The organism is Pseudomonadales bacterium, from assembly GCA_024234615.1.
Classification (GTDB): Bacteria; Pseudomonadota; Gammaproteobacteria; order Pseudomonadales; family IMCC2047; genus JAJFKB01.
On the sequence record JACKNY010000002.1, the window covers coordinates 242339 to 255811 of the forward strand.

At 47.6% G+C, this 13473-nt stretch carries 10 protein-coding genes and 1 CRISPR repeat array; of the genes, 3 read left to right on the plus strand and 7 right to left on the minus strand.

Going from position 1 to position 13473, the window contains the following annotated elements:
* Positions 1-26 precede the first annotated feature (26 nt).
* The 3 genes from H6995_10330 to H6995_10340 all read right to left on the minus strand — a co-directional run bounded on the left by H6995_10330 (position 27) and on the right by H6995_10340 (position 4239).
* Complete coding sequence (locus H6995_10330) at positions 27-1418, minus strand: DUF3482 domain-containing protein (GenBank protein ID MCP5215392.1); 1392 nt, start codon at positions 1416-1418, stop codon at positions 27-29.
* On the minus strand, positions 1385-2452 hold the full coding sequence (locus H6995_10335; GenBank protein ID MCP5215393.1) for a DUF2868 domain-containing protein: 1068 nt from the start codon (positions 2450-2452) through the stop codon (positions 1385-1387). The genes H6995_10330 and H6995_10335 overlap by 34 nt, the downstream gene beginning before the upstream one ends.
* Positions 2453-2721: 269 nt before the next feature.
* A complete protein-coding gene (locus H6995_10340; protein MCP5215394.1) occupies positions 2722-4239 on the minus strand; it encodes an SAM-dependent DNA methyltransferase in 1518 nt (505 codons plus the stop codon).
* Between the two features lie 272 nt (positions 4240-4511).
* On the opposite strand from H6995_10340, the gene H6995_10345 reads away from it, so the two are divergent.
* The gene (locus tag H6995_10345; GenBank protein MCP5215395.1) at positions 4512-4967 is read left to right on the plus strand and encodes a cytochrome c; all 456 of its coding nucleotides are present in this window, start codon (positions 4512-4514) and stop codon (positions 4965-4967) included.
* Between the two features lie 18 nt (positions 4968-4985).
* On the plus strand, positions 4986-5789 hold the full coding sequence (locus H6995_10350) for a cytochrome c (GenBank protein ID MCP5215396.1): 804 nt from the start codon (positions 4986-4988) through the stop codon (positions 5787-5789).
* A 35-nt stretch (positions 5790-5824) separates the two neighbouring features.
* Here H6995_10350 and H6995_10355 read toward each other — a convergent pair whose 3' ends face one another.
* Positions 5825-6592, minus strand: coding sequence for a hypothetical protein (locus tag H6995_10355; protein ID MCP5215397.1), 768 nt, complete (start codon positions 6590-6592; stop codon positions 5825-5827).
* A gap of 273 nt (positions 6593-6865) precedes the next feature.
* Here H6995_10355 and H6995_10360 point away from each other — a divergent pair, with 273 nt between their 5' ends.
* On the plus strand, positions 6866-8209 hold the full coding sequence (locus H6995_10360) for a succinylglutamate desuccinylase/aspartoacylase family protein (protein ID MCP5215398.1): 1344 nt from the start codon (positions 6866-6868) through the stop codon (positions 8207-8209).
* A 127-nt stretch (positions 8210-8336) separates the two neighbouring features.
* Positions 8337-11965: direct repeats of the CRISPR family, unit length 28 nt; unit sequence TTTCTAAGCTGCCTGTGCGGCAGTGAAC.
* 242 nt (positions 11966-12207) lie between these two features.
* On the opposite strand, the gene H6995_10365 is transcribed toward H6995_10360, so the two are convergent.
* The 3 genes from H6995_10365 to cas6f all read right to left on the minus strand — a co-directional run bounded on the left by H6995_10365 (position 12208) and on the right by cas6f (position 13468).
* Positions 12208-12543: a type II toxin-antitoxin system HicB family antitoxin gene (locus H6995_10365; protein MCP5215399.1), complete on the minus strand. Its 336-nt coding sequence runs from the start codon at positions 12541-12543 to the stop codon at positions 12208-12210.
* The gene (locus H6995_10370; protein MCP5215400.1) at positions 12540-12782 is read right to left on the minus strand and encodes a type II toxin-antitoxin system HicA family toxin; all 243 of its coding nucleotides are present in this window, start codon (positions 12780-12782) and stop codon (positions 12540-12542) included. The genes H6995_10365 and H6995_10370 overlap by 4 nt, the downstream gene beginning before the upstream one ends.
* Positions 12783-12916: 134 nt before the next feature.
* A complete protein-coding gene (cas6f, locus tag H6995_10375) occupies positions 12917-13468 on the minus strand; it encodes a type I-F CRISPR-associated endoribonuclease Cas6/Csy4 (protein ID MCP5215401.1) in 552 nt (183 codons plus the stop codon).
* Between the last annotated feature and the right edge of the window lie 5 nt (positions 13469-13473).

The following is a 13473-nucleotide window of genomic DNA, read 5'->3' on the forward strand; positions in this document are numbered from 1 at the left end:
TCCAAACTTCCTGACCCCAAACTTCTTCAAAGTAACGGCAACAGTATTGTCTGCAAATCGTCCACGGTCTGCTGTTTGATGAGCTTATCACAGGCTTGATGCAGTGCTTTTTGGGTCGACTTTTCCAGCGATATTACGTTTTGTTGAAAGTCCGTTGCCGCGAAGCTCAGCTGGCCCCGGTTAGCATGGTTGCGTTCACTGATTTGACGGGACAGGTGAATAAAGCGACCGATCACCACATAGGGAAAGTTGCGGTTTTTTATCGGCCCGAAGCAAGCTTCGTAACCGCCGAGCGGCAGACCATGCAATTTAAGTTCAGCTAGCCGATCAGCGCCAAACCAAGCACTGCCAAACCCCGCCAGGCCACCGCCTATCGCACCAAGCATCAAGCTGTGGCCCGCCAACGCGATATCCAAGGTAACACCGGCAGCAGCACCGGCGAGTGCAGCGGCCGAAACCAGTTGTTGCTTGGTTAGCCCCCAGGCATACCACTTATCAAGGTCAAACAGGTCTGGTGGAAAATCCAGCTGGCTGAGGTCGATTTTGATCTGATAATGCTGGTAGTTGGCGAACAGTTCGCGTATTGCCTGATTTTCCCTTGCCTGCATCCAGCTTTTATATTTTTTTTCGAGGGTTGGCTGAATTATTTTGGCCTGCTGTTGGTTCAGTACTTTCTGGCTCTCGCGATGAAAACACAGATCCTCCACCAGCCGTGACAGAATCATTGCGCTATTGGCTTTTTGTGTGATGCGTTGTTGTTGCAGATCCTCAGTAATGGTATTTAGGGTGCCGGCCCAGTTAGGGTTAAGGTGAGCGAATGCCTGCAATAATTCTATCTGCCGGGTAAAATCAGCGGTCATGGGATTGAATACCCTGACAATTTTAAAATACTGGGTCAGCGCACGCTCCCATTCGGCAACATACTGCTCGCTCTCGATGGGATTTATCAAGGCCATACTGGGCCGACCCGTCCAACGCAGTATTTCCATTTCCGCTTCGTACTCTGCCCCATAGGGCCGGGAACCATCCACCACATACAGAATTGCCGCCCCCTTAATCAATGGGGTGAGCAACTCAACTTCATCGGGAAATTGTTGCTGGCATTGCGGATCTGCGACAAAAGCACTAACCGCCTGAGCACGAAGGTTGGCCGTCGGCGCGTGCTGATTGAGCCAAGCCATGACTTTGGTTGGCCGCTGAAAGCCCGGCGTATCAACCAGCTCATAACCCGAGTGAGCGGTTTTCACCTGATAACAAGTCGCCTTTTTGGTGGTGCCGCTATCACCAGAAATATTGATTGAATCATCTTGTGACAGGGTGGAAACAATCGATGACTTGCCCTTGTTGGGGTGCCCCACCACTGCAAAAATTACTTTTTCCAAGGTTATCCCAGTTGTTGCGGTAAAAATATACGCCATTGAGGCAGTTGACTGACAAACCGCTGCCACTCCTGCAGATGGCTTTGGCGCGGCGGTTTTAATCCCGTTTCATCCCAATCCAGCGGCAACAGATAACCACGGCCATGCTGTAAAAAATCCAGCAACTCTCCCAACGGAGGTTCCCAGGCTTTGACCACCACAAGTTGTTCCCCATGCCATGATTCGGCGCTGGCTTGTTGCTCTTGAGTGGCCAGCGGCCCGGCAACCAGCAAATTATCCGCCCGCAAATCCAGCTCAGCCAGCGACTTCAGCAGACCTAGCGACACTCCGGCCCAATTATTGATGGCAATAGACGACGAGAGTTCAGTTACTACTGGGGCCAGTACATAACTCTTGTCGGGAGTGATGGGATGACGACTGATTTCCTGTTGCAGTCTCGATTCCAAATCTTGCCGAGCCTGATGAATAAAGCTCAGCCGCGCAACGACCAGCACCAAGGCCCGGGGTAACAAACTATAATATAGTTGGCTGGCCAGAATAAACTGCCACCAGCCTGCGTAGCGTGTCGCATCGACTCCGCTTATCAGTAATCGGGAGTCCTGCGTTGCCTGTAATAACACCAAGGAAGGCTGTGCCCTTTCCCAGAACCCCCAGGGCAAAGCGATCGTATTCAGAAAAGGTAATAGGTCAGTGGCGTCAAGCAGGGTGCTACGCCAGACAAAATTAATATCTGTCGCCAATAACAGCATGAAAAACACCAATAGGCTGGCACATGAAAATGCCAATGCCGCAGCCTGGCTCTGCAATAACAACCAGTGTTTGTGTAGATTGAGTTGACGTGTTTTTCTGAACAATGATTGTTGTTGTGCAGACCACAGCGGCAGCGCAATTAACAGGCGAGCCAAATTGATACCTTTCCTACCCAGCAGTGACACCAGGGAGATAAGCAGGCTTACAATGGGTAATAATACATAGAGGAACAGCAAATATAGCAAATTAACTCTGCCATGCTGATCGCCACTTAATACCCCCCAGCTTAAAATCAACCCGAGAGCGGCGCCAAGGACGACCATTAACCATACTATCTTTGGTGAATTATCTGACGAGGGTTTGTTAGGGGGCACGCTGACCCACCAGATACATTTTTCCAAGTTGATCCGGCGCAATGATGATCGTGTGTATATTTTTAACGGTCACTCATATTTTCCCTATCAAATGAGCCGCAGATAAATGCTGTTTTTCAACTTGCCATTTATTGCGCTTTAAAGCGGAAATAATAAGAACTCTACTGGATAAAGTCCATGACTAACTGTACGCGCCCCACTGCTGGCAGGTCGATTTCTTACTCTTCTTCAAAAGTATCCACATAGTGTGAAATCTTAAGGCTAAAGTCGTTCTCTTTAATTTCTTCGAAGCTGGCGAGATAGGCGTATTTATCCACCACCACACCAAGCTGTACCTGACTAAAATCATCAGCCATACAGGGAGATGAACTCAGTTCCATTTCCGGCTCTGTCCGGTAACGTACACGTCGATAGGTGCTGACGACTTTGCCGATATTTTTATCGGTCAGCAGGTTTTGGTTTGTACCGGATTTGAATTCGCGAGAGGCATCGATGAATAATACTCCCTCATTCTGAGAGAGAGGGAGTCTGTCTTTGCGAAATATCAGGATAACAGCAGGGATGTCAGTGCCGTAAAAAAGCTTTTCCGGTAAGCCGATAACAGCATCGAGCAGGTTTTCTTCGATGAGTTTCTGTCGGATTCGACCCTCACTGGCACCGCGAAACAGTGCAGCATGGGGCACGACCACAGCCATGCGCCCGCCGGGTTTCCCTCGTGAAGGGGGTCGCATAGTTTCAATCATATGCAGAATGAAGGCATAGTCGCCCTTGGTTTTTGGCGGTATGCCGCGACGGAAACGGCTGAACCTGTCGTGCTCAACCGCATCGTGACCCCATTTATCCAGGCTGAAAGGCGGATTGGCGATGATAATGTCAAACAGCAACAAGTTGCCATTCTGATCCAACAACTTGGGATTACAGATGGTGTCACCCCATTCAATTTTGTGGTTATCTTCGCCATGTAGGAACATATTCATTTTCGCCAACGACCAGGTGGAACCGATAGTTTCCTGACCATAGAGGGCGTACTGCTTACTGCCGTAACGCTTGCGTACTTTCATGCCGCATTTCATCAGCAGTGAGGCGGAACCACAGGCCGGATCACAGATGCTGTCATCGGGTTGCGGGTCCAGTAGTTCTGCCATGAGATCGGACACTTCGGGTGGGGTATAGGATTCTCCGGCTTTTTGGTCACCACTGGCGGCAAACAATTTGATCATGTATTCGTAGGCATTCCCTATAATATCCAGGCTGCCAACGTGGGAGGGCTTGAGGTTAAGCTCCGGTTTGGCAAAGTCTTCAAGCAGGTGGCGCAGCATGAAGTTTTTTTGCTTTTCTTCGCCGAGTTTGTCGGTGTTGAAGGAAATATCCTGGAACACACTTTTACTCGCACCCTTGAGTTTACTCCCGTTAGCTTCTTCAATGGCATGCAGTGCCTGGTCAATACGTTTACCGTTACCCGGTTCGTGACGGCGCTCCCACAGAGCATAAAAACTGGCTGCTTTGGGTAAGACAAAACGCTCATTTTTCATCATACCTTCAATCAGCTCCGGCTCATCACCGTACTCGGCCTGATACCCATCATAGTGATCCTGCCAGACATCGGAGATGTATTTAAGGAACAACATAGTGAGAATAAAGTCTTTGTAGGTATCTGCGCTAATCTTGCCACGAAAGGTATTGCAGGCGCTCCAGAGGGTTTTATTGATATCGTCCTGGTTGATCTGGTCATTCATTCGCGGATTGCTCCATTGAACATTCTTCTTTTAATGAGATAGCATGCATTTATTTGTCTCATGCAATTGAGGTTTGTATCCTTTCCAAGCAGCTCGTCATGTTTTCATGGTCAGGTTGATTTGCAATCGATTTTATATATCATTGTCTGTAGTTTAATGATGACTGTTGCTCGATAAAGCAGTACCTTGAAGTTGTAAACATTCCCCGAACTAAATAAAAGGGCATACTAGCCATTTTTAAGTTCCCCCAGCCATAAAGCAAGGAGACCACCATGAATAAAATAATCGTACTGGTGATAGGTAGTATTTTAAGCATGCAGCTATTTGCTAACGATTCGCCAGCAGAGGACGATATTGAATATCGCACTTCTGTGATGACCGCTATCCGAGGCCATAATAATGCCATTAAACTCATCGTTACCGAAAAGGTTTCTCACACGGGCAAACTTGTAGGGCACATTGATGCGATTAAACAGTTATTCGACGAGCTGGATAGTATTTTCCCCGCTGGTAGTGGTAGTGACTCCGGCAAAACCAACGCCAAAAATGATATCTGGGAAAAGCCTGAAAAATTTAATCGAACCATTTCCGAAGCAAAGCAGGCATTAGATACTTTTAGGGGTATCGCCACACAGGGGGATTTATCTAAAACTGCTGTGGCATTTAAAGAGTTCGGTAAAACCAGTTGCGGTAGTTGCCATAAATCGTTTAAGAAAAAAGACGACTAAACGGACAACAAAAACCTCATGAAACAACCCTCCACCCTGTTATGGCTTTTATTATTGCCCGCCATCACAGGGGCTGATACGAACCTCGATAAAGGTAAATATCTTTTTCAGCTTGCCAACTGCTACGCCTGTCATACCGACACCCCCAATGACGGACCAGCGCTCGCTGGTGGACGCGCCCTGGAAACCGAGTTTGGTACTTTTTATACACCCAACATCACTTCCGACAAGCAAACCGGCATCGGCAACTGGAACGACCAGCAATTCATCATGGCAGTACGTGAGGGCATCGCGCCTGACGGCTCCCACTATTACCCCAGTTTCCCTTACCCTGCGTATCGTAACATCAGCGATAACGACCTCTTATCTATCAAGCAATACCTATTTAGCTTGCCTCCCGTCAAACAAACTAACAAAGAACATCAACTAAATTGGTACGTCAGTCGACTTTTAATAGGCGTCTGGAAGGTACTAAACGACTTTTCAACTTACCAATCCCCAGCCGAACACAGACGCGGCGCATATTTACTGGATACTTTGGGACACTGTAATGAATGTCACACCCCACGTAACAGCATTGGTATCCTGCAATTCTCAGAAAAATTTAAAGGCAATAAAACACTCTCCGCACCCGATATCACCAGCGGACCAGAGGGCATAGCCGACTGGGATACCGAAGAGCTGGAGGATTTATTCAGTGATGGTGCCTTACCCGACGGCGACTATGTCTCCGAACATATGGCGGAAGTGGTGGAATTCTCCACCTCAAAGTGGACCAAAGACGACCGCCAAGCAGCCATCGACTATTTGCGCGACCATTGAGGCAAACCTTTGATACGAACCATACAATCAACGCGTTACTGAATTGGTCGGCAAGTAAATTCCCGAACCTTGCTACGTGCCTTTGGCACTCGAAGTATTGCGTTACCCCGTGCGATTACTTTTTGTGTTTCCATTTCTTTCAGAATTACTCCGTATTCGTACTCTTTGCCAGCCTCGGTATAACTCACTTTTTTGTAACTCGGCTTTGCTCTGAACTCCAGAGACATCGAATGCATTGGCCCACTGACAGCATAGGGACGAAGAAAAAAACCATCAAAATAATAGTGGTATCCAAAGCCAACATCGCTCTCTAGCGACGCGACCGACACCTTGCAATCCTTCTTCGTGGTCAGTTTTTCTTTATAATCACGAGATGCGGCGCTCAGCTCCAGATTAAAGGGCTGCTTAAGCGCATGGGCTGGAACATAAGCAGAACCGCTAATAGCGACAAGCTGCTCAACCGTATCCGTTGAAGTCAGATTGATGGTCTGACCATCCGCCGCAACCCACTTGATACTCTCTGGTGCCTGGATCGGGATACGTATGATTTGAGTGTCAGCATCGGATTTGTTCTTTTCCACCAAAGTTAATCGGTATTGGCTAACACTGGCTTTCTCCGGCTTCAAGTAGACGGTGTAATTGCCTTGAGTGACCGATCGTGCCACTTGTTCGGCATCAATATAGGTAAAATTTTCGATCACCTCCAGTGAGCCAATCAAGGATTCGTCTTTGCACGCTATCAGCAAAAACGGCATAAGCAAGAAAAAAATAATCTGTCTACCGGTTAATACAAGCTGCTTCATTGTTGCCTCACCTCCTCCGAATACAGACCTTGGCATTCTCTACCCGTTCCGGTCCAGGTAAAATTATGCCTTACAACTCTTCAGCTAGGATATCAAATAGTTCGTGATCACCTAAATTCCCCGCTATACTTGAGCTACTCACAGTTACTCAGTTGTCATTCAGTGTTTATAATTTTTCGACCAAAATGTAAATCAGTTAAATTTAGCCCTTGGCGCCGCTCTGTTCAAAGCGCGAGCTTTTCCTCATTGCTAAGTATTTTATTGTGTCTGAATATGTCCAGTTTGCAGGCAGGGCCCCTGCTGATAACAAGCAACGACACTCATTTGAACGAGCCCAGGGCTGTGCCGGTACAAGAAATTTCATTACCCAGCGACCAGCCCTCCGAAGCCATTACCGAAGCGGCTCCTGCAATGGATCCGGCAGCAGCCGACACACCAACATTTAGCAATGTCGACGCCCTGCCAAGTATCGAAGAAGCTGCCCCCGCAGAATATCCTGACCCCCTTCAACCCTTTAACCTCCTCGGCACCGAAGTACCGTCTGGCAACAAGAAAATTCTCTCCTGGACATATAGCCAGACCAACGAAGGGATCACTTCACCAGCGCCTGTCATTGTCGTTCATGGCACAAAGCCGGGTCCAGTCATGTGTTTAACCGCAGCGATTCACGGTGACGAATTAAATGGAATTGAAATTGTGCGCCGTGTTCTGAACAACCTGGATGCGGAAAAACTTACGGGCACCCTGATTGGTGTACCTATTGTCAATATCCAAGGTTTCCACCGCGCTTCACGTTATTTGCCTGACCGGCGCGATTTGAATCGATATTTTCCCGGCAAGCTATACGGAAGCTCCGCGTCGCGCATTGCCTATTCCTTTTTTAACGAGATAATTGTCCATTGTGATGCGCTGGTCGATTTGCATACCGGTTCTCTACATCGAACCAACCTGCCACAGCTACGTGCCGACCTAAGCAATCCACGCGTGCTGGAACTCACCCAAGGTTTTGGTGCCACCGTCGTACTACATCATACCGGCACCAAAGGTACGCTCAGACGCTCCGCGACGGATAGAGGCATACCCGCCGTCACCTTAGAGACCGGCGGTGCTATGCAATTACATGAAAAGCCAGTAACGCATGGCGCGAAAGGTATCCTGACGCTACTTTACAAACTCGGCATGTATAAAAAATCAAGCCTGTGGGGAGAACCCGAACCCGTTTATTACAAATCTACCTGGGTGAGAACCAATCAAGGCGGCATTCTCTTTAGTCGCGTAGCGCTGGGACAGAGGGTTAAAAAAGGTCAGCTGTTAGGTACTGTGACGGACCCTATCACTAATGCTCGACAGGAAATTTTTGCGACCCGTAAAGGCCGAATTCTGGGTATGGCGCTAAACCAAGTGGTGCAACCAGGGTTTGCCGCCTACCGCATCGGTATCCAAACCTCAGAAGAACCGGATCAAGTACAGGGTGATGAACTTGAAGATGAAGAAGACCCCGCCGCTCACCCTGCGTATGACTCTACTTCAGAAGAAGAACCCGACCTAGCCCACGCCGGGATCGATCCTGACATTGATCAAAACATTGATCGAGACATTCTGGAAGACTCCGAATAGGCAATTACTTTCTACTTCTCGGGCACCGGGCGAGTGTTAACACCCTAAATTAACGCTGAGCATCCAAAAGTTCACTGGTTAGTATGACCCGATCTCATTTACTTCATGTGCCTTCAAAATAAAGTAATTTCTAAGCTGCCTGTGCGGCAGTGAACTTGTAATACATTTTTTCCAGATCGATCCGGTCTTTCTAAGCTGCCTGTGCGGCAGTGAACGTTAACGCGCCTAACCCCATCGCTTCTGCAGTTTTCTAAGCTGCCTGTGCGGCAGTGAACGCAATCGCGCCATAGCTCTGATGCCGTTTTCTTTTCTAAGCTGCCTGTGCGGCAGTGAACTGTTGCCTTTACTGATCCACTTTTCTTTGTTGTTTCTAAGCTGCCTGTGCGGCAGTGAACGCGGAATGCACAGAGCGGCGTATTACTTAACTTTTCTAAGCTGCCTGTGCGGCAGTGAACAGCGCGCGGTCTGTGCAATCAACGCCACCGAATTTCTAAGCTGCCTGTGCGGCAGTGAACGTTGATAATATGCTCAGTCAACCTCTTTTAATTTTCTAAGCTGCCTGTGCGGCAGTGAACGCAGCAAAGATGTAGACGAGTCTTTTGTGCGTTTTCTAAGCTGCCTGTGCGGCAGTGAACAATGACAGTTATGACAAACCGTGTCACCCTCGTTTCTAAGCTGCCTGTGCGGCAGTGAACGGCACGCTGGCGTCGTAGGTCTTGTTTGCGCATTTCTAAGCTGCCTGTGCGGCAGTGAACTACCTCGTTCGACAGGAGCACCGCGTTCATGTTTTCTAAGCTGCCTGTGCGGCAGTGAACCGCACCCTCCCGGATCCGTTGCACACCTTGCATTTCTAAGCTGCCTGTGCGGCAGTGAACTTACCCGTCGATCTGCCCAATTATGGGTTAGATTTCTAAGCTGCCTGTGCGGCAGTGAACGTAACGGCACTCCCTTGATGGTACGGCGCTGTTTTCTAAGCTGCCTGTGCGGCAGTGAACGCTCATCTGTCACAGCTACAACCCTATCCATTTTTCTAAGCTGCCTGTGCGGCAGTGAACGAATACACGGTCATTGTCCGGCGTACCTGTTGTTTCTAAGCTGCCTGTGCGGCAGTGAACCCTTATAAGGGCCGGGCTTTTTTTTTGTTGTTTTTCTAAGCTGCCTGTGCGGCAGTGAACTTTCTTAAACTCCATGCTGGTTAAGTTGGTATTTTCTAAGCTGCCTGTGCGGCAGTGAACAGCGCGGCAACGTGGGTGCCCTCTTCGGTGATTTTCTAAGCTGCCTGTGCGGCAGTGAACTTTGTTTTCCTGAACATAAATCCTCCATTCTTTTTCTAAGCTGCCTGTGCGGCAGTGAACCAACTGTCTCGTCTCGCGGGGCAGTTTCAATATTTCTAAGCTGCCTGTGCGGCAGTGAACGCTAAGGCAATGAAGGCTGTCAAAAAGGTTGTTTTCTAAGCTGCCTGTGCGGCAGTGAACATAACCGCTCGTGCTGCTAATTCTGCGCTCTTTTTCTAAGCTGCCTGTGCGGCAGTGAACATTGGGCGATGTGGGTAGAGTCCACTTGATCGTTTCTAAGCTGCCTGTGCGGCAGTGAACAAACAGTGGACAAACGCAATGCATATTGCTATTTTCTAAGCTGCCTGTGCGGCAGTGAACCCTGCTATTGAGCTTAAAGAAACACGTAGTAATTTCTAAGCTGCCTGTGCGGCAGTGAACCAAGCAATCAAAGAGTACGAAAATTCACTATATTTCTAAGCTGCCTGTGCGGCAGTGAACTTAGGCATTTTGTACATAATAGCAGTATCCTATTTCTAAGCTGCCTGTGCGGCAGTGAACTCAAGGATGCGATTCGCGCCGCATGTTTTTTATTTCTAAGCTGCCTGTGCGGCAGTGAACGTATCGCTATACGACGAATACGGAATCGAAATTTTCTAAGCTGCCTGTGCGGCAGTGAACTTTAATACACCATCCGGGCAAGATTTAATCTTTTTCTAAGCTGCCTGTGCGGCAGTGAACGGGGAATTAATGTGAACACATACATCATTGAATTTCTAAGCTGCCTGTGCGGCAGTGAACCCCGACTACCGGATCATGGGTTCCTTATTTTGTTTCTAAGCTGCCTGTGCGGCAGTGAACATAGCAAGGCTAATAATTGGGTAGGCCAAATTTTTCTAAGCTGCCTGTGCGGCAGTGAACAAACAGTGGACAAACGCAATGCATATTGCTATTTTCTAAGCTGCCTGTGCGGCAGTGAACGTAGCATTACATGATGAATACGGAATCGAAATTTTCTAAGCTGCCTGTGCGGCAGTGAACATCAAGCCGCCACGCCAGATGGCATCTTTGTTTTTCTAAGCTGCCTGTGCGGCAGTGAACATTAAAATAAAACCGATAACGCTTGTTGAGACTTTTCTAAGCTGCCTGTGCGGCAGTGAACTCTTTATGGCAGGTTTCGAGCCGTGCTATCTTTTTCTAAGCTGCCTGTGCGGCAGTGAACACTAAGATTGCATTGTGGGGGGTCGGTATCGTTTTCTAAGCTGCCTGTGCGGCAGTGAACATTGATAAGATTGAGGAGGTCAGCCTCTTTGATTTCTAAGCTGCCTGTGCGGCAGTGAACTCTATTACGACACGCTCTATCATATACAAATATTTCTAAGCTGCCTGTGCGGCAGTGAACTCTGTCTTGCTGCCAATGATAATCTGACCATTTTTCTAAGCTGCCTGTGCGGCAGTGAACTGCCAATGGCTTAATGGCGTCAGCGGCATACTTTTCTAAGCTGCCTGTGCGGCAGTGAACAAAACACGGCTGCATTACAAACCGCTCATTAATTTCTAAGCTGCCTGTGCGGCAGTGAACGATTTATATACATGTATATAAGCGTCGTGTTCTTTCTAAGCTGCCTGTGCGGCAGTGAACAACGAATGAACCTGTTCACGCGAATCTCTGGTTTTCTAAGCTGCCTGTGCGGCAGTGAACAAAAGAGCTCGAAATCTGCAACTAGTTTTATTTTTCTAAGCTGCCTGTGCGGCAGTGAACCAAAATTTACGGGGAGTATGGCGCCACCCTCGTTTCTAAGCTGCCTGTGCGGCAGTGAACAACAGCATATAACAGAAAGTACTAAAACTAGATTTCTAAGCTGCCTGTGCGGCAGTGAACTTGGGGAATGTTAATAGAGTTTGTTTATGAGTTTTCTAAGCTGCCTGTGCGGCAGTGAACAGCCTATTTATTAAAGCGCAAATAGCAGAACATTTCTAAGCTGCCTGTGCGGCAGTGAACCACGGCGCGTGCGCAGCTCAGGAATTTAACATTTTCTAAGCTGCCTGTGCGGCAGTGAACTACCCAGCGCTTGCGCCTGCGCCAAGTTGTCTTTTCTAAGCTGCCTGTGCGGCAGTGAACGTTGTACGCATTATTATTTAGATGATGCTGACTTTCTAAGCTGCCTGTGCGGCAGTGAACGTTCTGGAAGTCTATCTGATCGACTGACATAATTTCTAAGCTGCCTGTGCGGCAGTGAACAAAAACTATATACACGGCTCAACGATAGATCATTTCTAAGCTGCCTGTGCGGCAGTGAACAGGTGGGTTTTGGGCTGTTGGAAATGTTTGCATTTCTAAGCTGCCTGTGCGGCAGTGAACATGAGCGAGTTGACAGATAAGCAGTTTGCAGCTTTCTAAGCTGCCTGTGCGGCAGTGAACTTTTCGTCGGTATGTTTATAAATCTCTGAGTATTTCTAAGCTGCCTGTGCGGCAGTGAACTGAAGTATAAGACACAAAAAAATAGTTACAACAAACACTTAGTCAAAAAATCCCGGTTTAACCAAAGTTTTTGAGATGTCTGTAACTATTTGATTTCATATAAAATTTTTAAAGAGCAATAAATATTAATATTTAGTTCCATATAAACACGAAGTACAGATCCAGTTATAAACGATTATTACTACTACTTCTGATACGTAAATACTCTAACAACGCTCCATTGGGGTTTGGGGGAAATCAACTCACACGCCGCACCGCTCTATTTTCTCTTCAATCGCAGCACTTACGAAGGCATTTAATGATTGTTCACCCGCAGCGATTGTTGCCCGCCGATGTAAATCAGGAGAGACCCTCACATTGAATGTCCCTTTGAACGGAATATTAGGTTCTTTTTTTTGCTCTCGGCAAAAGGTTAAGTAGTCGTCAACCGCCTCTTTAAACGCTTTTTCAAGATTTTTGACTGTCGTTGCTTCGTAGTTAACCAGGTCGCGAATGTACGCCAGTTTTCCATACAGGCAGTGATCCTCCGCGCTGTATTCAGCAGTGCCATAATAGCCTTTATATTCCAGCATATTCATACTAAACCTTCACGCTCCAACATTTCTTTAACCTGCTTCACCGCATAGGTTTTTACTTCCTTTTGCGGGTGAGGCTTATGCAACTTAATAATCACGACGCCATTGGTAAAACTAACACGTGAACCGGCACCTTCGACTTTCTGAAATCCCAGGTGAGACAGCAGTAGAACCATATCAGTCCATTTAAATTGTCCTGTCGATGCTTTAAATCTCGCCAGCAACTTCTCTGTTTTGCTCATTTGAGTCCTTTCAATTATGTGCAACTAATTATAGTTGCTCTAGCGCAATTCGCAACTAAAATTAGTTGCAATCTGCTCTCCTTTCTAGCCGATCATAATCACTTCATGGCTTTATTCCCTCTGTTCCAATGAAACTAGAACCAGGGAATGGTTGCTGTTTTGCTAAGGCCAAATTGATCAAATCTACCCTCCCTTGATTCATTTATTAATTCTCCAAACTCAATATAGCGCCGGTGCCGGTGCCCATTGGAACCACTCACCAATTCAACATAGGGATTATCCAGCCCTTTGGTAAACATTTTGACTTTGTATTGTTTCACTTCATCCGCCGAAATCGATCCGCGCTTTAACAAGCGCTCCAATTTTGAATGACTCATGGTGGTTTGCTTTCGCCCAACAGTCCGGTATTGGCAATCAGAAGGGACGGGGAGCACTTCGCTGACCTGACAATAGCCTTTCATACCGCCTAACCAATCGGCCTTTTGTAGCTCGCCTAATTCCTTCGAAGCGCCATGCAGGCGCAGGATATTACCCAGGGTGATTTGATAACATGGGAAGCTGACACCTATATTTGTTGCTTCTCGGTCATTCAGGGCTTTGTGGAGTTTGGCGTAGAGCGCGTTCATAAGCACCGTTACAGGTAGTTCCGGATCCGACAATATTTTTATGTTCAGATAATATTCCATAGCGC